Consider the following 18,292-nt stretch of genomic DNA (forward strand, 5'->3'; position numbering starts at 1 on the left):
GCTAGGCACCCTGCACGAGGAGCGGGTTGAACACGAATGTCGAGGGGACGTCCTCGCTACCCACCTCCACGCGCTCGTACTTCCGCTTAGCCACGTAGAGCGAGGCGCCAGCCCTTGACGCCGCGATGGGCCTGGCGAGGCGCTGGGCGTAGGGAGGCCCCACGTAGCCCGTGATCACCGATAGCTCGAAGAAGCTCCGCCTCCAGTCCACGGCGTCCGACGAGAGCGGCACTTCTCCGAGCGACACGGCGTACCTCCCCGTAGAGGCCCGCGGGAGGGGGGCGACGCCCCGGCTCTCTCCGAGGTCGATCTTCCTGGCCGTGAACCTGCCCAGCCCCCTGCTCCTCAACCCCCCGAGCCCGAGCTCCCCGAGTAGCTTGAGGGCTCTCTCAACGTCGAGGCCTTCGTGCTCGACCAGCAAGACCATCGGGCCCCTGGGCTTAGCGTACGTTACGAGGAAGGGGTTGGCGGACGACGTGAGCCTATCGATGGCGTTCCTGTGCTCGGCGGCAAGCCCCACGTCGGTCGGGGTAGCCCCCGCGACGGCGGCTTCTTCTCCATCGTCGACGAGCACGGCGTCACCCCCCTTGAGGACGACGACCTTCAGCCTCTTCGAGAGCTCTCCTACGAGCTCCGCGCAGGGAGCCACGCCGCACCCAGCGGTGTCTAGGGCCTCTGCCAGCCTCCTCGCGCCGCCCAGGGTGGCGTACAGCCTAACCTTCCTGCCGAGCCCCGCGGACTTCGACAGCGAGGCGTGCACCACGCCCTGGGGTGCGAGAGGCACCAGCGGCACGAGCCTGCCCCCGTCGTGGAGAGCCGGAAGAATAGCGGAGGCCGCAACCCGCCCCTCCAGCACTGCGCGTAGCAAGCCGGTATCCCCCGTCATAGACGCTACGCTCGCGAGGGCACGGAGCACGGCTGCGGCTGGGACTACGCGCTCCGGCCTGCGGTACCCGACCCTGAACCCCTTCTCAAAGTCCACCCTGAACGCTTCGAGCATGAAGTCTACCCGAAGAGCGTCTTCTCCACTTCTCCTGCTATCTCGTCCACCTTGCCCAGCAGAGCTTCGACGCTAGCTAGGTCCGCTAGCTTCCTGTACTCGGGCTTCTCCGCGCCGAAGGTCTTCATTACCTCCACCGAGATGTCCTTGAACTTCACCCTGCCGTACCCCCTGCTACCGGAGGCGCCCAGGTACGTCTCCTCCACCAGCCTGAGCCCCTTGGCGACTAGCTCGAGGTTCCTCTTCACGTACCCCTTGTCGATGTCGAAAACGAGTAGCCTCAACGCTCCCTGGAACACCACCCCCGGCTTGACGCGGGCAACCTGCCTCGGGTCAGCCGCGGAGGTTATCCTGTCGATCCTGTTCTCGCCTTTCTCTTCGAGGAAGTCCGAGATCGCCAGGATCCTCCTGCCGTTCTCGCTGAGCACGCCAACGTAGTCCTTGTCCGGGGTCATGTCGTCGACCAGCAGCCTCGTTAGCGCAAGGTTCAGCGCCAGGCTTCGGGCAACCTTCCCCGCCTCTTCGTAGTCGGCGTCATCGGGTTCCTCTTTGCCCTGCTTCGAAGCTAAGTCTCTGGCAAGCATTTCGACGAGCTGGTCGAAGCCCACGGCGGGAGATCCAAATACTTCGTCTACTTCGCACCTACCGCTTATGTCCCGAATTAGCTCGTCTGTGGACATCGGATGAGCACGGGTACCCCAGAGGATTCTCGCATGGAGCCATATCCTCTCGTCCGAGGTGTAAAGGCGCTTGCCGAGCGAGAGCTCCAAGAGCCCGCGCATCCTCCCCTTCAGGCTGGAGCCGGGGACCAGCGGAACCTCCACTTCGACTTCCGCGCCGCCGAGGCTGTACTTGCGCTTGGTCACGATCGGGTAGAGGTCTGCGCCCCCGATCCTGTATACCTGGGCGTGGACGGGCATCCTGATCAGGAGGCCCGTGACTGTCTCCATCTTCAAGCCTAGCCTGACTATGCCCCGTAGCTCCCTTTGAAGCGCGGACATGGCTATCACCTCTCGTATTTGTAGACTAGCACGGCGAGAGCATCGAGGATCGCGCGCCCGCGCTCTGCGACTTCGATGAGATCTCCTCTGTTGTTAAGCCTGCTAGCCACGCTGTCTAGGACTCTCATTACGACCTGGTATATCCCGTCGCTTATCTGCTTCCTGGCCCACTGGTAACTTACGATGGTCTTCGCGCGTGCCAGCTCGAGCGAGGCCCTAGCTGTACTTGGAGTGCTTCTCGTTAGGTAGTCGAGAACAGTGCCCACCACCTCGTGGATCCTCCTATAGGCAGTGGTGGTAGTTTTACCGACGAGTTCCTGCGAGGCGAGAATGGCGTCAACCGCTTCGAGAACCTTTCCGGCGTTCAGGGCGTCGGTTATCAGTTTATCGAGGTTGCGCGGGAGGTGCGAATACTTCTTCGACACGAAATATTTTTCATTAACATGTATAAATGCCTTTCCGGGTTTCGATGAAAAGGGGCATAAAGGTCAAGCTCTCGGGCGAGCGGCTACGCGGCGTCGAGCTTGTACTGGAGGCGGGCTCCGTGAGGGCCTTCACGGGTTTTAACGCGACGTTGAAGTCCGCGTCGGCGAGGGCGATCCTCCTGGCGCTCCTAGACCTCCAGCTCGTCACTCCGCTGAGCGAGGAATTGCTCGGGGACAGGCTTGAAGGCGCGAGGGGGCTTGTGGCGGCTGAGGTCGAGGGCGTCGAGGGAGGGGTGCTGGGCTACGTCGTGGAGGATTACAGGCTGGTTTTAAGGGCGTACCTCCAGAGTGTGAAGGACAAGCTCGAGGAGCTGAGGGGAGAGGTTCGCAGGCTCGAACCCCCGACGGGCGGGATTGCGAGCGAGGCTTACAGGCTTATTAGAGAGGTGGAGTGGTTGCTGTCGGGCTCGCGGGACGTCTTGAAGCTCAAGGAGAGCGTGGACACGAAGCTGTTAAGCAGAGCTGAGAGGCTCGTGGAGGAGGTGCTCGGGAGGGTCGCCGAGAGGGCCGGCGTGAGGGTCGAGGACGTAGCCCCGCTCCACCTCACGGTGACGGGGGAGGGCTTCATAGTGCGCGACGAGCGCCTAGGCTCCGAGGTTCAGGTAGAGAGCGTCTCGTCCGCTGTGTCCTCCGCGCTGCTCTGGGAGCTTACGAAGCTCTTCTTCTCGGTGCCCGCGGCGGCGAGGTTTCTCGTAGTGGAGGAACCCGAGGAGGCTATGAGCCCCCTCCAGCAGGTGGCGTACGCGAGGGCCCTCGAGAGGCTCGCGAAGGAGATGCCGGGCGATAACTACGCGGTCGTCACTACCCACTCGCCGTACGTCGCCGTAGCCCTCTCCGCGGCGCCGGTGTACTTCAGGTGGGACTGGGACTCGAAGATGTACGTGGCCGAGGAGTCCACGTTGCCACCCTCCTTCACGCTCGCAGAGCTCCTCTTGCTGAAGGGTGGTGGCTAGGAGGGCCGTAGTAGACCTCCTCGCCTTCTTCGGGTGCAGGCACCCCTCTCCGGGGTGTTCGTTTAACGCCGAGCTCCTCGATTACCTCGTGAGGATCGGGGTGACCGTGCACTTCGTCTCGAGGGTCCAGGTCGAGAAGTACAACTGGGGGTCGTGCGCCGGGGAAAAAGCCAGGCTTCTCGCCTGGTTGCGGAAGGGAAAGGAGCTGGGGCACGGTGCGCGCGAGGAGAGGGTTGCCGGGGAGGTCGTGAGGGGAGGTGTGCACAGGGACGAGTACCTGGACCTCTGCGCGGGCGTAGCGAAGGCGTTCCAGGAATGCTCCGCGGATCTGGCGCTGCTCTGCTCCGGGAAGACGATGGACGTGGACGAGCTCCTCCTAAAGTTGAGGCGCGTAGCCGAGGTGGAGCTCGAGGCGCTCAGCTTCCCGGACGTCTACCTCCTGAGGAAGGTGGATCGGCGACGCTGAGGCTATCGCTTATAGTCGAGCCTCCCGGCCGCGCTGAGCTCGCGTGCACGCTTAGAGCGCTCCTCCGCAGGGGTGGCGCCGCCGAGCTCTGGCTGTCCTGCGCCGACGCCGACGCCCTAGCCGAGTCGATGCTACGGTTGCACGACGCCGGCTACTCCGTGCTGCGGGTGGGGTTGCTCGACGGATCCCTGTTACCGCCGACAGCCGTGCTCGACGAGCCCAGGCTAGCCGAGGCCGACCCCGCCGTCGGGGGGCGCCTGCTGGTAGAGTGCAGCGCGGCTCAGTGCTGGGAGCTGGCCTTAGCGCTCGCCGCGAGGTGCAGGAGAGTAGCGTGGAGTGCGCGCAGGCCAGACACCCTTGCCGTGGTTGCGGAGAACCTCAGGGTCTCCGAGCTGTTCGAGAGGGGGGCCAGGCTCCTCAAACCGTTCAGGTCTCCCCCATAGCTGCGCGCGAAAACACGCGCGCCTTTCAACGCTTAAGGCAAGAACTGTTTCGAGGATATGACCCTCTCAATGCTTTCCCACAGCCGCCCCCCGTTCCGATCAATGGTTCAGTACTGACTCGGTGCGTCTGCTTTTAATGCTTTCACAGTTGCTTCTAAAAAATCACGTTGGAAGAGGTGCGGACGTATGAGCTTTTTGTTTACGTTCGGCTTTTAATGCTTTCACAGTTGCTTCGTGACCTCGGCGCCGAAGCCCGGCCTCAGCAACTTGAACCTTTCAATGCTTTCACAGTTGCTTCGGCCTACGCCGTGACACAGCTGGTGTTCTACGTGGCAGACCTTTCAATGCTTTCACAGTTGCTTCGAGGGTAAGGTTGTCTAAGAGCGGGACCCACGGCGAGGAATACTACCTTTCAATGCTTTCACAGTTGCTTCCCAAGTTCTCTTTCAATTGTTTTCCCGTTGAATCGGATCTTTCAATGCTTTCACAGTTGCTTCCGATCCTAGCTGGCTTGGTGAGCGGTGAGCCCACGATACTGATCTTTCAATGCTTTCACAGTTGCTTCAACTTCTTGGAGCGCGGCAGGAAGCTGGAGTCCTTCGTGCGGCTTTCAATGCTTTCACAGTTGCTTCCGACCATTTTTCACGGCAGAGGATCTATAAATTCTTTTCTCAGTGAGTCGAAGCCTGCAAAACTGCCTCTTTGACAAAGTTTACCCAAGAGAGACTTCGAAAACTGTTTCGGGAAATTCCCGGCAGAAAACGGGATTTCATAGGAAGTATTTTCAAAAGAGGTTCTTCTCGTCGAGTGGGATTCGTAAACAGAAAATCGAAATCCCGACCTCTGCCGGGAATTTGCGGCGGAAGGTTTTTGCGCTGTGCCGGGTTTTTCGCTTTGGGTGGTCTCAGTGTTGCATATAGGTGTGGCGGCTCACAGCTCTGGCTCTGACGCTGAGAGGGCTTGGAGGTTTGTCTCGGCTTTGCCGGGCGGTGTTAGGGTGTTGCTTGGGGGTTACTGGGGTGTTATGAGGGACGTGGCTGAAGCCGCTAGGAGGAGGGGTTTGACCGTGGTGTTCTTCCTGCCGGTCGACCCTCCGGCGGAGGTCCCGGACGACGAGCTCTTCGTCCGCGTGGATACGGGGCTCGACTTGAGGGGGAGGAGCGTGGCGCTCGTGAGGAGCTCTGACGCGCTGGCGGTGCTTGGGGGCGAGGTTGGCACGGTGGTGGAGGCTTTCCTCGCCTACTCCTACGGGAAGCCCGTCGCGGTGCTGAGGGGGACTGGGCTCTCGTCGGACGCGCTGGAGCGCGCCTTCCCGCGGGGCTTCGACGGCAGGGGGAGCGCCCCGGTTGTCTACGTGGATACCCCGGAGGAGCTAGCCGCTAGGGTCGTGGAGCTAGCCGCGTCGAGGCGGGGGCGCAGGTAGCGCTCGCGCTACTCCCGGCGGCTCCTGGCCTTCCTCAGGGCTTCCCCCGCGAAGTCTAGTAGCCACTTCACCACGGGCCTCGCCGCCGCGACGTCTTCCACCCTGTACTTGGCCTCGTGGAAGCCCCACACGTGTATCTCGTAGGCCTTGGACCACGCCAGGTGTACCCTCTCGTCCCCGAGGATCCTGGAGAGGTCTGTGGCCGCCATGCCGAGTAGCCATGTGTCCCACCTGCCTCTCTCCCTGACTTTCTCCAGCGTTGGGGCGTTGAAGCCCTCTGCCAGCGCCTTGATGCACTCCTCGGCAACTTTGTACAGCTTCTCGCTCGCCTGGACTGGGTCGCCTTTGCCCAGGTACTCGTCGGCCTCCTCCATGAACTTCGCCGCGAGCTCGAGCCTAGCCTCGGCGACAACCTCAGGGTCCAAGTCGAGCGCTTTCGACAACGCGTCTACCACGAGGCTCTCGACGCTCAACCCCCTCTTCTCGACCTCCTCTACGAGCCTCCTCGGGATAACCACTGTCTTCTCCATTCCGCCCCTAAACGCCCCAGCCGGCTACTTAACCTTTGCCGCGCCTCGCAGCTCCTGCGTCGAGGCGAGGTCGTAGATAGTCGTCGCGCCTAGCGCGGCGGCGCGGGGGCATAGGTAGAGGTAGCCCTTCTTCACCCCCTGCTTGATGCACGACTCGTCGTCGACCTCCGTAGCCTTTACGCCAGCCTCTTCGAGCGCTTTCAGCAACTTCTCCTCGACGGGCTTGAGGAGGCACGGGACGTGCACTGGTCCTTCGTAGCTGATCTTAACGCCGAGCTCCGCTAGGTGGAGGGCGAAGAAGTCTACGCCGAGGGCGTGGGAGACCTCGGGCGACGCCGCTACCAGTGCCTCTGCGCCTCCCAGCCGCTTTACGAGCTTCTTCGTTGCCCCCGCGTCGAGGGGGCGCCCCTCGGAGTACCTGGCGGCTACCCCGGATACCAGGGCGAGCCCTGTCCCCAGGGCTTCCGCGAGCTTCTCGGCGTAGGGCGCGTCGAGCTCGAGGTCTGCCACCAGGACGGTTTCCCCTGGCTTGAGGGAGTGGAGGCGGGGCTTCGCGGGCTCCGGGCTGTAGGTCTCGGGTAGCTGGAAGCCGAGGGGGCACTCGAAGGAGCACCGCCAGCACTTCAGGCAGTTCTTCGCCGCCACTTCCTTGAACCTGGAGTAGCCCAGGGGGCTTAGGAGGACGTTGCCGGTGGCGGTGTAGGTTGGGCAGGACGCCAGGCATATGCCGGGGCAGTAGATGCAGGGGTTCTTGACCCTCCTGAAGGGTAGGAGCGCTAGGCGGGCGGCGAGGCCCGGCGTTACCTTCACGGCCCTGAGTGCCTTGAGGCTCACCACGAAGCGCTCACCCCAGCCACTTCCCGGGGTTGCTGAGGTTGCCGGGGTCCAGCGCCTTCTTGACTCTCTTCAGGTACTCTAGCGTGTCGCCCAGCTCTTCGCCCACCCACTTCGCCCTGAGCAGTCCTACGCCGTGGTGGTGGCTTATCGTCGCCCCGTTCTCGAGGAGGACCCTCACCGCCGTCTCCCACATCCTCCAGTAGACGTCCTCCCTCGCGTCGTAGGTCAGCGTGAAGTATATGCATGCGCCCGTCGTGTAGAAGTGGGATGCGTGTGCGAGGACCGCGTAGACCCCGGGCACGCTCTTAACCCTCTTCTTGAACTCGGCGTAGACCCTCGGAAGGTTGCTCCAGAGGGCGGCTGTCTCTATAGTCTCGAACCACAGGTTGAGGGGTACTACGAGCTTTTTGAGCTCGGATATCACGTCGAACCTCGTCTTCAGCCACTTCTCGACGTGCTCCTCCCCCGCGTCGACGGCGCCGTGCCTCGAGAGGATCCTCTCGATCACCCTCCTCTTCGCCTCGAGGAGCTCCTCCTCCGCCTCCTCGACGATGAGGAGCAGTATGTCCCTGGCGTCGTGGAACCTAGCCGCCGAGTCGTCCTTGTCGTACAGCCTCGCGACGGCCGGCGTCGCCCCGGAGAGCATAACTTCGCGCATAGCCTCGAGGCCCTTCTCGAAGGATGGGAACGCGTAGGCACGCATCCACGAGTGCCTGGGTAGCGGGAAGACTTTCAGCGCCACTTTCGTTATCACGCCGAGCTGCCCCTCGCTCCCTATGAGCAACCTCTTGAAGTCTGGGCCCGTCGCGGCCCTCGGGACCAAGTTCCTCCTGAACGGCGCGATCCGGCCGTCCGGCATCACCGCCTCCAAGTCGAGTACTAGCTCCTCGATCCCCCCGTACTTCGTGCTGAACTGGCCTGTGCTCATCGTGGCGACGAGGCCTCCCAGGGCGGCCTCGGGGTAGGACTGGGGTATGTGCCTCAGCGTGAAGCCCCTCGCGTTGAGGTACTCTTCGAGCTTCCTGAGGAGCACGCCGGACTCCGCCACGGCTACGGCGTCCCTCTCGGAGAACCAGAGGACCCTGTTCATCCTCTTGACGTCTATCACCACGCACCCCTCGCAGATCGTGCCGCCTATCACGCCGGAGCCGCCCGCGTAGGGGACGAAGGGGACTCCGTGCCTCGCCAGGACGCGTACAACCGCCGCCACCTCCTCGGCGCTCTCGGGCCAAGCGACGGCGAGGGGCCTCGGCAAAGCCTCCCCGCGGACCTCCTTGAGGAGGGCCAGGGGCCAGTAGTCCCTGCTGTACAGCCTGAGGACTTCCTCGGACGTCGAGAGCCTGTCTCCCAGTAGCCTTCCGAGCTCCTCTAGAACCTCCCGCTTAGGAACGCGTTCTCCTCCCACCTCGCAACCACCTCGAGTAGCTCCTCCAGCTCGCCTACTAAAGTCTTCGCCTCGGAGCCCGCGCGCGGCTCGAAGTACGCGTCGACCTCGGGCGGCTCCTTGAGGTCGTCCAGCGACGCCTTGCCCTCCGAGTATAGGAGTAGCTTCAGCACGCCCCTTATGCTCGACTCGACGTCCCTGGGCCTCGCCACCTTCAGCCCCGTGGCGTCCGCCAGCGCCTGGAGAAAGGCGTTCGACCTGCTGTAGCCGCCGCCCGACCAGAGGGGTTCGCGGGGGCTCCCGCAGTACTTCGAGAGCTTCCCGAGCAGGTAGGCAACGTAGAGCGCTACCCCCCAGGCGAGCCCTGCTACTACGTCCGCCTTGGTCGTGGAGGGGTCGAGCCCGAGTATCATCCCCTTGAGGAGCGGGGCGTCCGGGGTCCTGAGCCCGCGGAAGGAGGGGACGACTATTGCCCGGGGCTTCGCCTTGGAGGCTAGGCTCTCCATCTCCTCGTAGGAGGAGAAGAAGCCGGCGCTCCTGAGCCACTCCACCACGAGCCCTGAGGCCCTCAGGAAGCCCTCGGCGCCGTAGAACCTCCTGCCGTCCAGACTAGCTATGACAACGGGCACCAGCCCCTCCCCGGGCACGACGAGCTTCGGCGTTGACTCCTCGACGAAGCTACCGGTTCCGTGGACCCCGCTCACCCTCCCGGGCTCCAGTAGGCCGTGGTAAACGGATGCCGCCTGCTGGTCCGCTATGGAGACGGCGACGTCGGCGCCTTCGAACTCGCCGAACTCGTGCACCGAGTCGACGATCTCGGGGGCCGCCTCGGGGAGCGAGAGGATCCCGAACACGGCGCCTATGGGCTCCAGGTCCCTGGGGTGTACCAGCCCTGTGAGCGCGGAGCTCGTAGCGTCCGAGGCGTACCTGCCGGTGAGCAGGTATACAAGGTAGGAGTCGAGGGTCCAGAGGTACGCGTCGCCCCTTTCGACCTTCTCGCGGAGTCCCGGGACGTTGTCGTACAGCCACTTCATGAGCACTGCCGGCGTGTCTGGGCGCAGTACCTTGGCGAGCGAGGGGCTTAGGGCTTCGAGGAGCTTGACCCAGACGGGTAGCCTCTCGACGACCTCGCGCCCCCGCCCGTCTATCCAGGTCACTATGTTCGTGAGGGGCTCCCCGCTCTTGCTCCACGCTACGACCGACGCCCTGTACGTCGAGAGCCCTATCCTCCTGGCCCCGAGGGACCTAGCCTTCCTGGCGAACCCCCTCACGACTCTCGACATCTCGGCGCTGCTCTGCTCGACTCTCCCGCTGCCCGCAGGCTCGTAGCCCAGCTCCACCCTCTCGTAGTGTATACTCTTCAGCTCCCCGTCGAAGACAGCAAGCTTTACGCCCGTAGTCCCCACGTCTATAACCCCGTACACTTCAAGCCACCTCGACGCGCGGCTTCCCGGGCGGGAGCTCTACGACCTGGTAGGGCTCCTCCGTCGTGACGATGCGGTCGCCGAGCCTCACCCTCGCGCCCCTCCCAACCCCCAGCATGACCCTCCTGTGCTTCTCCGAGACGTAGCCGGGGAACGCCGGGACACCGCCCTCGACCCTCCTCAGCTCCCCGCCCGCCTCCAGGAGCTCCGCCAGTAGCCTCGAAGACTCTACGAGCTTTAACGGCGACTCTATAACCATGAACGCGTTGCCCGCGAGCAACCTGCCGCCGAGGGGGTTCCAGGGGGCCAGCTCCCCGAGCACCAGCGCGTCGACCCTCAGCTCGGAGGAATCCGTCTTCACGAGCTCCACCCTGTCGCGCCCCTCGACCCTCCTCACCCTCCCCCTCTCCACCTCTACCCCCAGCCTCAGAGCCTCGTCTACGCTATGGACCAGGGACGGCTCCCTGTACAGGATGACCACCTTGTCGCAGACCTTGACGAGCCTCGAGGCTAGTGACAGCGTGTAGTGGTTGAAGCCGTAGATCAGCACCCTGTCCCCCACCGAGTACCCCATGTTCGCGAAGTCCCAGGCCGCCGTAAGCGGGAAGACGCCGGCGGGCCTGCACCCGTATACGCCCAGCTCGACCGCGGTTCTCTCCCGGAAGCCCGTCGCGAGGACCACCCTGCCCTCCGCCCTGAACGCCCCCTCCTCGCCCAGGAACCACGCCCCACCCTCGTCGAGCCTGAACGCCGCCACGCCTGTGCGCACCTTCCTCCCGGCGAGGAGCCTCGACACGAGCTCCGAGCCGCGCACCCCGTCCACCGGGTAGTCGTCCCTGGCGAAGAACCCTCCGGGCTCGCGGCGCACCTCGTAGACCTCGACCTCTACGCCGCGCAGAGAGTCCGCGAGCGCCAGCCCGCTGAGGCCCGAGCCGATCACCACTACTTTTTCTTCACGAGCCAAGACCCACCACCCCTGAGGGTAAGCTCCTCCACGCCCACCCCCAGCTCCTCGGCTACTATGCGCGCTACCTCCGCTATGCACCTCGCCCCCTGGCACGTCCCCATGCAGGCCCCGGTCCTGAACATGACTCCCTGGAGCGTCCTCGAACCCCTCCTCACAGCCTCTCTCACCTCCTCCTCTGTTACCAGCGAACACGTGCAGACGACCCTACCCCTCGCCTTCTCAGGGTTGTCCCTCGCGCGGGGGAAGGGCTTCCTCGGCGCCAGCTTCTCCTTAGGCTCGAGCCTGAGCCCGGCGTCTCCGAGCATGGAGACTATCCTGTCGGCTATCGCCGGAGAGGCGGTAAAGGCGGGCGACTCGGTCCCGATGGCGTGGACAACCCTCCGGCTGCTCTTCGAGTACGTTATCCTGAAGTCGTTCTCGGGCGGTATCGGGCGTACACCGGCGTATGCCTTCAGCGGGATCCCGGGGTCCCCCTCCAGCAGGGGTGCGAACTTCCTGTACAGCATCTCTACGTCCTCCTCGTCTACGCACACGTCGTACTTGTCCCTGGCGGGCCTGAGGTTCGGCCCCCAGAGCCCCCTCCCGTCCACAGTGAACATCACGGCGCCGCCCTTCGTCTTGGGGTCGGGCTTCAGGTACGCGGGGGCCACGAACCTCCTGGTGTGCCTCCTGTCGAATACGAGCAGCACGCCCTTCCCGAGCTCGAAGCTCGCCTCGTCGCCCGTAAACCTCGCCACCTCGTCCGCCCAGAGGCCGGCGGCGTTCACCAGGAAGCCTGCCTCGTAGACGTTCCCCTTGTCGGTCTCGACTTCGACGCGGTCCTCCAAAACCCTCGCGGCGACAACCCTTTCGCCGAACCTGAACTCAACGCCGTTAGCAGACGCGAACTCGTAGAGCCCGTAGAGAAGGTCGAAGTTGTCGACACACCCGTAGCCGTAGACCTCCACCGCCCCGAGAGCCTTCCTGGTAAGCCCGGGCTCCTCGCGCCTCAGGTAGCCCCTACCCCTCAGCTTGACGGGGAACTCCTTCCCCAGGTTGAGCCTCAGGTAGAGGGCTACGAGCGGCAACGCGAGTAAGTGGTGGAGCTTCGTCGCCACTACCAGCGTGCTCGTCCTCTCGAGCCTCACGCCGAGCTCCCTGGCTACCTCCCCGAGGAGCCTGTTGCCCTCCCTGGCCATCCTGCTCTTGAGGGAGCTGAAGGGGAGTTGCACCACGTGTACTATGGCGGCGTGCCCCTTCGAGACGCCCCAGCCGGGCTCTGGGTTCGAGTCGACGACTAGGACTCTGAGCTTGTAGCGGGACAGCCTGTACGCGGTCATCAACCCGACTATCCCGCTCCCAACTATTACAACGTCGTACACACCTTGTCAGCCTAAATAGGTCGCTGAAAAAGATATAAATTCCGGCCAGAGAAGCGCCGGCGCCGCAAAGGATTTCTTGGTGCCACTCGCCTTTCAAAGCGTGAAGGGCTCTGCTTGGATACTGTCCGTTGGGAACGAGTTGCTGATAGGCAGGGTTGTGAACACGAACGCCGCTTGGCTCGCGCAGAGGCTTACTCTTCTAGGCTACGCTGTTAGGAGGATAGTCGTCGTGCCGGACGTGGAGGAGGAGATCGCCGGCGCGTTTAGGGACGCGTTGGGCTCGGCGGACGTCGTCGTGTCGACGGGCGGCCTGGGCCCGACCCCGGACGATGTAACGAACTTCGCGCTCGCAAAGGCGCTGGGCAGGCCTGCCGAGGTGAACGCGGAGGCTTTGAGGATGGTCGAGGAGAAGTACGCGCGGAGGGGCTACCCGATGACGCCGGAGCGCGAGAAGATGGCGGTCATGCCTAGGGGTGCTAGGCCCCTCCCGAACCCCGTGGGGACTGCGCCCGGGATACTGGTCGAGGAGGGCTCGAAGATCGTCGTGTGCCTGCCGGGCGTCCCGTCGGAGATGGAGGCGATATTCCTGGAGCACGTGGAGCCGCTCCTGAGGAGCAGGGGTCCCCCGCACTTCTACGCCGAGAGGGTCGTCAGGGTGAAGGGGGTCCCGGAGTCCGACGTCGCCCCGGTGGTCAAGAAGGCTTTGAAGCTCAGCGAGTTGGTGTACGTGAAGAGCCACCCGAGGGGCTTCGAGGTGGACGCCCCGGTCCTGGAGATACACGTCTACGGGGGTTCCGAGAAGCCCGGCGAAGCCGAGAGCGAGGTCGAGAGGGTCGCCGCGTTCGTAGCGGAGGAGATCCGGAGGAGCTTCCCGGAGAAAGCCCAGGTAGAGCTTCGGTGACCGCGCATGGCTGAAAAAGGCCAGGTGAGGTCACCGGCGTCGCTCGTAGGTCTCATTGTGCTTCTTTTACTCGCAGTCGTGTTCCTTTGGAATCCACTCGTAGCTATGATCCTTCTCTTGATACTTTTCCTCTACTCTGTGTTCGTTGTTATCGTCGCAAAAGTGGCTCTTAAAGAGGAGAGAATCCTGGAGAAGCTAAAGGAAATGGACGCATCGATGCCGGAGCGTCCGGAGGCTGTCCTACTGGATCCTGACGAGGTAGTGGTTCTAAGGGGGCACGCTGGACTATGCTCGGCAGAGGGACAAGCACAGGAGTTCCCGTTGACGCTGGTGCTTCCGAAAGTCTACCTCACTGGGAAGAGGCTCATAATCGAAGGAGTCGCCGAACGCCCCTTTGAGAATCAAAGGCTGGAGGTGCACGAGTCTATACTGCTCGAACAGATCGTTGGCGTTAAGGTTCTCAAGGAGAAGTCTCCCATCCCCGAGCTCCTGGTAACGACGAAGCTACGCGGCTACTGGAGCCGGTTTAGGCTGGAAATACCGGGTGCGCAGACGTGGAGGGACGAGATAACCCGCTTGAGAGCAGAGAGGGTGAGGTCGCTGGAGAAACGAGAGAAGCCGGCGGTAGACTTCTCTTCGATTAGGGATATACTGGAGAGGGGAGGCGTCGTAGTGTACACCGTTAAGTGCCCGGTGTGCGGGGCGCCGCTCAAGCTCCCGGAGACAGGTAGGGAGACGAAGTGTAGCTACTGCGGTGCCACGGTGTACGCTGAGGACGTTCTCGGCAAGCTTAAGGAGCTTTTAGAGCGTCAATAGAGGCAGTAAATATTATGCGCGGCGTATAGGCCTGGCGGCTATGCGCGAAGATAGTGTAGCAGTTCTACAGCGGAAAAACTGAAAGACAAGGAAAATCATGTATTTAAGTGTCTACTGGCTATCTCGTCGCTACTCAGTACTCTGACATACCTAGATGCCTTGTCTCTGAGCTTTCTATCGTCGGTTACCAGCGTCCGCCCGTCCCTCATCGCTAAATAGAGGTATGAGGCATCGTATACCGTCAGGTTTTCCTTTAAGGCTATTTCAAGTACGTCCCTTTCAGAACCTTTAATACTCAGGCTCTTGATACCCTCAAACACCTTAGCTAATACGTCAGCGTAGTTTGCAGCGGTCTCTCTATCGATTCTACCCAGTAGCTTGTACTCTTTCCATACGCTGTTCAGAGATTCGTAAAGTGCTAGGTCAAGTGTTACTCCGAGTTCGAACACCTTAGCCGAGCCCTTCTTGACCAGGTTAACTATAGAGCTTGCGTCAAATACGTACAATGCTACCTCGCCTCTCTGTCCTCCCTTATAATCCTTGCTATTTCTTCGTCGGGAATGTGGGACACCTTCTTGCTCAGCTCTCTGGCAAGCTTCTCAGCTTCCTCTAGGATCCTCCTTCTAATCTCCCTCTCTAAGGCTTCTCTGATGACAGGGCCAGGCTTTACACCATACTTATCCATAAGTTCCTTCAGCTCACGGGGTATTTTGGCAGAGACTGTGACATATTTCATTCTATGTTTTCACCCAAGCAGAAATGCTTAGGTCTACCGATATAAGCATTACTTTATTCGGGTAGCCCTTAAACAGAGACGAATAGCCCCCATTTCTCCTGGAAAAGGGCGCCGAACTGGACGTATGCTTCCCTGAGAACAGGCGCTGCTGCGCAGGATGTAAGTTGGGCATTCTCGGTGGATCTAAGGCAAGTTCACGAATACGTTTCCGTCGGCGACTACCGAGGCTACGTAGACCTTCCTTAGCCCCGCCTTCTCGGCTAGCCCCATCCACTCGCCCGAGAGCGACACGGCTACGACTGCTCCTACAGGCACAGCCTTGGCCTGCTCGGCTATGCTTCGCAGGGCGGCTAGGGATTCGAAGTTCCTCGCGACGCCCTTGGCGAACAGGACCTTCGAGTCCCTCTTCAAGGCCTCCCTGGGCACGTGGAGGTAGACTATCTCCTCCCTCTCGGACGAGCTGTAGGAAGCCGAGTACAGCTTTCCCCAGCTAGACCAGGCGTGCTCGCTTGCGACGTAGGATTCCGCCGAGAGCCACTCGGCGAGTATGGCGGCTAGGGCGGCGTTCTTCTCGCCGGCGGCTAGCACGACGTCGACGCCGTCGTCCCTGAACTTCTTCCAAGCCAGGTAGCCGACGAGGTTCAGGAAGCGCGGGTTGAAGAGGAAGCGCCACTCCTCGACGGTCTTCCTCTCCCCGATAACCATCTCCTTGAACGCCCTCTCGAGGAGCCTCTTCTCCCGTATCCCGTCCAGTATCTTCCTCGCCGTCTGCCTCTCGGGGAACTGCGTGAAAGTCGTGTAGCGCCAGAGTATCTGGGAGGAGACCCCGAGGGCCTCCTCCAGCTCCTTGAACGTGTAGACCTCTTTCAGGCAGTTGAGAAGCTTAGCCACGATATACGAGCTTTCCTCGACCTCCCCGGCCATACGTCCGCTTAACTCAGACCCTCCCGGCTATATATGTCTGCCGCACGCGCCTAGGCCCGCTCGTGCACGCCGCTCAGGGCCCTTCTCACGGCCTCCCTGTGGATCGGTGTTTGCCACGCGTAGAACCTCCCTATGCCGAGGGAGGGGTCCTTCTCCGGTGGCGCCTTGTCCAGCCAGCCGTAGCCCCTGTCGGGGATCTCCGCTACTAGGTTGAGCTCTACGAGGGAGTCTACGAGCCTCTCGATTGACGGCTCGCCTCTCTTCAGGTACTCGAGAAGCCTGTCCGGGTCCTCTACGGCCTCCGAGAGAGCTTCGAGTTGCAGGGGCGTTAGCCTTGAGGCGAACGCTTTAAGCCTCCTGGCGGATACCACCTCCTCTACTAGCGAGCCTGCGTCCCAGCCGTGCTCGTAGAGCATAGCGAGGTACCTGGGGTTGCCCCCCGTCAGCCTCCACGCGGAGTCGAAGTCGAGCCCCGGCCCGGGTATCTGATCGTAGAGCTCCTTGAAGCCTTCCCTCGCCATGTTCCAGAGCACCCTTATCGTAGCCCAGCTGTGCCTGGCAACCCTAGCCCTCGTGGTGCCCTCGCTTGAGCCTATAATCGCGACGAAGCTCTCGTACCTCGCGGAGGGGTACTCGATGGCGTCTAGAAGTGCTTTCACGTAGACCTCCGCCCTCTCGGGGCCGACGGCCTGGAAGACTTCGTCGAGTATAACCGCCACCCTCCTTTTAACGCTTAACAGCCTCGATACGAGCTCGAAGGCTTTCTCCGCGAGCGTAGCCGCCGCGGGCTCCAGCAGGCCGACCGTAGCTCCGACAATCTCCTTCACGTCCTCGGTCGACACGACCTTCTCGTCCTTCACACTGGCAGCGGGGTTAACGTAGACCACCCCGTAGCCATGGCTCTTGAGTATCTCCACGGCCTGCCTGAAGAGAGCAGTCTTACCGCAACCCTCCGGCCCGTAGACGACTACCGGGAACCTCGTACCCCTCTCGGCTACCCTCTCCACCTGCCTCAAGGCCTCGTCCCTATCGGCGAACCTCACGGACACTCCTCTGGCGAACTCCAGCCTTACCCTCTCCCACCCCATGCCTCGCGCCTCCGAGAACTCTCGGCGCCGGGGCAGATAAAGCTAGGGGTATAAGACGCCTATCTTCAGTAGCCCTTCGAGTAGCCTGCCCGTGAGTAGCCTGGTCTTCACGCCTCTCTCGGCGAGCCTCGCGTCCACCAGCCCGACTACGTCTTCGAGCCTGTACGCGTCGGAAGCCACGATGAAGTTCACGTTTACCCCGAAGCTTGGGACCCAGAACCAGTACTCCGAGACGTGGGCGAAGGACTTCTTCACGCTCTCCAGGACGGACCTGTACTCCTCGGGGTAGAAGTAGCTACTCCCTGCCTGCGTAGCCACGACCCCGTCCGGCTTCAGGATCCTCTTAACCTCGGCGAAGGCCTCGGGGCTGTATAGGGGCTTCGCGATCTCGCTCGCGTAGGGGTCCGTGAGGTCCATTATCACGACGTCGAAGTAGCCGCTGGGCGCCTGCCTCACGTAGTCCTTGCCGTCCGCTATGACCACCTCCACCCTCGGGTCGTCGAAGCTACCGAGGTGCATGTGCCCGAGGCGCTTCTTCGAGAACTCCACGACGACGGGGTCTATGTCCACCATGACCGCCTTCTTCACAGTCCCGTGCTTCAAGACCTCCCTGAGGGTCGCCCCCTCGCCGCCCCCAAGTACGAGCACCCTCTCGGGGGCCGGGTGCGCCGCCATCGCTGGGTGAACCAGTAGCTCGTGGTACATGTACTCGTCCTTCTCGGTGCTCTGTATGAACTTGTCGAGGAGCAAGGCCCTCCCAAAGCCCTCTAGCTCCGCGAGCACAACCTCCTGGTACGGCGACTTTTCCAGAGCGTAGACCTTGCTCACCTTGAAGAGTAGCCTCAAATGCCTACCAGCCGGCTCAACTATGTACACACCCTCGAACCCCTCCTCCCCACCCACAGCGACCCACCCCGCCCTGTTAACTATACCCAAAAATAAAATATAAGAGCTGTGCATCCGCAGGGCCGAGAAAGCTAGGCGTGCGCGAAAGGGTTAAACCTCGCGTGGAGGATTGTATCTCGTGATGAGCCTTCAGTGGGCTGACCGGTGAGGAGTGCCCGGTTGGCTGACTATCAGAAAAAGTGGAATTTTCCCGGATTTTAGCGGCGCTTTTCTTCTTCGATCCTTTCCAGTCTCTCCTTGATCTCTTTGAGCTCGTTTTCTATTCTCTCCAGGCTTACACTACTCTCTTGGTGTGGCTCGGACGCGCGCCTCGCCAGATAGTACAGGATCGCTGCGAACAGTGCAATTAGTAGCACCCAGAACAGTAGCGTTACGAGCATTGATAGGGCACCGGCGAAGCCCAAGCCAGGGTACCACGGCGCGGTCCAAGGCCAGCCCCACCAGCCGCACATCGGGCATGCATATACTTGACTCATTTCTGTCACCACCCTGTTTACAACCTACAATTATTTATGCATTTGTATGTATACATGAGTATATTTTTCGATTTTAAACCGCCATTCCAGTGGCAATCCTCACCGGATTGAGCGGAGAGCCGCGAGCTGGGGTGCACGCGTAATGCTCTAATACTTTCCCCGTTCTAGGCG

21 protein-coding genes and 1 CRISPR repeat array are annotated in these 18,292 nt (G+C 61.9%); of the genes, 6 read left to right on the forward strand and 15 right to left on the reverse strand.

Features of this window, described 5'->3' with window-relative positions; genetic code table 11:
- Nucleotide 1 precedes the first annotated feature (1 nt).
- The 3 genes from TPEN_RS06985 to TPEN_RS06995 are packed head-to-tail and all read right to left on the reverse strand — an operon-like array spanning nt 2 to nt 2,426.
- On the reverse strand, nt 2–1,000 hold the full coding sequence (locus TPEN_RS06985) for a hypothetical protein (RefSeq protein WP_011753025.1): 999 nt from the start codon (nt 998–1,000) through the stop codon (nt 2–4).
- Between the two features lie 5 nt (nt 1,001–1,005).
- Nucleotides 1,006–2,001 carry a type III-A CRISPR-associated RAMP protein Csm3 gene (gene csm3, locus TPEN_RS06990; protein ID WP_011753026.1) on the reverse strand — a complete coding sequence of 332 codons (996 nt, stop codon included), beginning with the start codon at nt 1,999–2,001 and terminating at the stop codon, nt 1,006–1,008.
- Nucleotides 2,002–2,006: 5 nt separating this feature from the next.
- Nucleotides 2,007–2,426 carry a hypothetical protein gene (locus TPEN_RS06995; RefSeq protein ID WP_011753027.1) on the reverse strand — a complete coding sequence of 140 codons (420 nt, stop codon included), beginning with the start codon at nt 2,424–2,426 and terminating at the stop codon, nt 2,007–2,009.
- A 44-nt stretch (nt 2,427–2,470) separates the two neighbouring features.
- On the opposite strand from TPEN_RS06995, the gene TPEN_RS07000 reads away from it, so the two are divergent.
- The 4 genes from TPEN_RS07000 to TPEN_RS07015 all read left to right on the forward strand — a co-directional run bounded on the left by TPEN_RS07000 (nt 2,471) and on the right by TPEN_RS07015 (nt 5,771).
- A complete protein-coding gene (locus TPEN_RS07000) occupies nt 2,471–3,439 on the forward strand; it encodes an AAA family ATPase (RefSeq protein ID WP_011753028.1) in 969 nt (322 codons plus the stop codon).
- Nucleotides 3,432–3,905 (forward strand): hypothetical protein, encoded by a 474-nt coding sequence (locus TPEN_RS07005; protein ID WP_148678015.1) that lies wholly within the window; start codon nt 3,432–3,434, stop codon nt 3,903–3,905. The genes TPEN_RS07000 and TPEN_RS07005 overlap by 8 nt, the downstream gene beginning before the upstream one ends.
- 128 nt (nt 3,906–4,033) lie before the next feature.
- Nucleotides 4,034–4,348 (forward strand): hypothetical protein, encoded by a 315-nt coding sequence (locus TPEN_RS07010; RefSeq protein WP_011753030.1) that lies wholly within the window; start codon nt 4,034–4,036, stop codon nt 4,346–4,348.
- A 130-nt stretch (nt 4,349–4,478) separates the two neighbouring features.
- Nucleotides 4,479–4,980: direct repeats of the CRISPR family, unit length 25 nt; unit sequence CTTTCAATGCTTTCACAGTTGCTTC.
- A gap of 275 nt (nt 4,981–5,255) precedes the next feature.
- Nucleotides 5,256–5,771, forward strand: coding sequence for an SLOG cluster 4 domain-containing protein (locus TPEN_RS07015; RefSeq protein ID WP_052885401.1), 516 nt, complete (start codon nt 5,256–5,258; stop codon nt 5,769–5,771).
- Between the two features lie 8 nt (nt 5,772–5,779).
- Here TPEN_RS07015 and TPEN_RS07020 read toward each other — a convergent pair whose 3' ends face one another.
- From TPEN_RS07020 to TPEN_RS07045, 6 genes are read right to left on the reverse strand one after another with little or no spacing between them, the layout of a single operon-like run.
- Nucleotides 5,780–6,301, reverse strand: coding sequence for a PaREP1 family protein (locus tag TPEN_RS07020; RefSeq protein WP_011753032.1), 522 nt, complete (start codon nt 6,299–6,301; stop codon nt 5,780–5,782).
- 24 nt (nt 6,302–6,325) lie between these two features.
- Nucleotides 6,326–7,138 carry a hypothetical protein gene (locus tag TPEN_RS07025; RefSeq protein WP_011753033.1) on the reverse strand — a complete coding sequence of 271 codons (813 nt, stop codon included), beginning with the start codon at nt 7,136–7,138 and terminating at the stop codon, nt 6,326–6,328.
- Between the two features lie 7 nt (nt 7,139–7,145).
- Complete coding sequence (locus TPEN_RS07030) at nt 7,146–8,543, reverse strand: FAD-binding oxidoreductase (protein WP_011753034.1); 1,398 nt, start codon at nt 8,541–8,543, stop codon at nt 7,146–7,148.
- Nucleotides 8,507–9,946, reverse strand: coding sequence for an FGGY-family carbohydrate kinase (locus TPEN_RS07035; RefSeq protein ID WP_011753035.1), 1,440 nt, complete (start codon nt 9,944–9,946; stop codon nt 8,507–8,509). Before TPEN_RS07035 ends, TPEN_RS07030 begins: the two co-directional genes overlap by 37 nt.
- A 1-nt stretch (nt 9,947) precedes the next feature.
- Nucleotides 9,948–10,910: an FAD-dependent oxidoreductase gene (locus TPEN_RS07040; RefSeq protein WP_187146322.1), complete on the reverse strand. Its 963-nt coding sequence runs from the start codon at nt 10,908–10,910 to the stop codon at nt 9,948–9,950.
- A complete protein-coding gene (locus TPEN_RS07045; RefSeq protein ID WP_011753037.1) occupies nt 10,889–12,274 on the reverse strand; it encodes an NAD(P)/FAD-dependent oxidoreductase in 1,386 nt (461 codons plus the stop codon). The genes TPEN_RS07040 and TPEN_RS07045 overlap by 22 nt, the downstream gene beginning before the upstream one ends.
- 100 nt (nt 12,275–12,374) lie before the next feature.
- On the opposite strand from TPEN_RS07045, the gene TPEN_RS07050 reads away from it, so the two are divergent.
- Both TPEN_RS07050 and TPEN_RS07055 read left to right on the forward strand, forming a co-directional pair.
- The gene (locus tag TPEN_RS07050) at nt 12,375–13,175 is read left to right on the forward strand and encodes a nicotinamide mononucleotide deamidase-related protein (RefSeq protein WP_052885268.1); all 801 of its coding nucleotides are present in this window, start codon (nt 12,375–12,377) and stop codon (nt 13,173–13,175) included.
- 6 nt (nt 13,176–13,181) lie between these two features.
- Nucleotides 13,182–13,991, forward strand: a complete 810-nt coding sequence (locus TPEN_RS07055) for a TFIIB-type zinc ribbon-containing protein (RefSeq protein ID WP_011753039.1) — start codon at nt 13,182–13,184, stop codon at nt 13,989–13,991.
- 95 nt (nt 13,992–14,086) lie between these two features.
- On the opposite strand, the gene TPEN_RS07060 is transcribed toward TPEN_RS07055, so the two are convergent.
- The 6 genes from TPEN_RS07060 to TPEN_RS07085 form a co-directional block, all read right to left on the reverse strand.
- The gene (locus TPEN_RS07060) at nt 14,087–14,497 is read right to left on the reverse strand and encodes a type II toxin-antitoxin system VapC family toxin (RefSeq protein ID WP_011753040.1); all 411 of its coding nucleotides are present in this window, start codon (nt 14,495–14,497) and stop codon (nt 14,087–14,089) included.
- 2 nt (nt 14,498–14,499) lie between these two features.
- Nucleotides 14,500–14,676: a hypothetical protein gene (locus TPEN_RS07065; RefSeq protein WP_245534154.1), complete on the reverse strand. Its 177-nt coding sequence runs from the start codon at nt 14,674–14,676 to the stop codon at nt 14,500–14,502.
- A 234-nt stretch (nt 14,677–14,910) separates the two neighbouring features.
- A complete protein-coding gene (locus TPEN_RS07070) occupies nt 14,911–15,651 on the reverse strand; it encodes a hypothetical protein (RefSeq protein WP_011753042.1) in 741 nt (246 codons plus the stop codon).
- 50 nt (nt 15,652–15,701) lie between these two features.
- Complete coding sequence (locus TPEN_RS07075; protein ID WP_011753043.1) at nt 15,702–16,739, reverse strand: ATP-binding protein; 1,038 nt, start codon at nt 16,737–16,739, stop codon at nt 15,702–15,704.
- A 42-nt stretch (nt 16,740–16,781) separates the two neighbouring features.
- Nucleotides 16,782–17,699: a spermine/spermidine synthase domain-containing protein gene (locus tag TPEN_RS07080; protein WP_011753044.1), complete on the reverse strand. Its 918-nt coding sequence runs from the start codon at nt 17,697–17,699 to the stop codon at nt 16,782–16,784.
- Between the two features lie 143 nt (nt 17,700–17,842).
- Nucleotides 17,843–18,121 (reverse strand): SHOCT domain-containing protein, encoded by a 279-nt coding sequence (locus TPEN_RS07085; protein ID WP_011753045.1) that lies wholly within the window; start codon nt 18,119–18,121, stop codon nt 17,843–17,845.
- Nucleotides 18,122–18,292 lie beyond the last annotated feature (171 nt).

Source organism: Thermofilum pendens Hrk 5, assembly GCF_000015225.1.
Classification (GTDB): Archaea; Thermoproteota; Thermoprotei; order Thermofilales; family Thermofilaceae; genus Thermofilum; species Thermofilum pendens.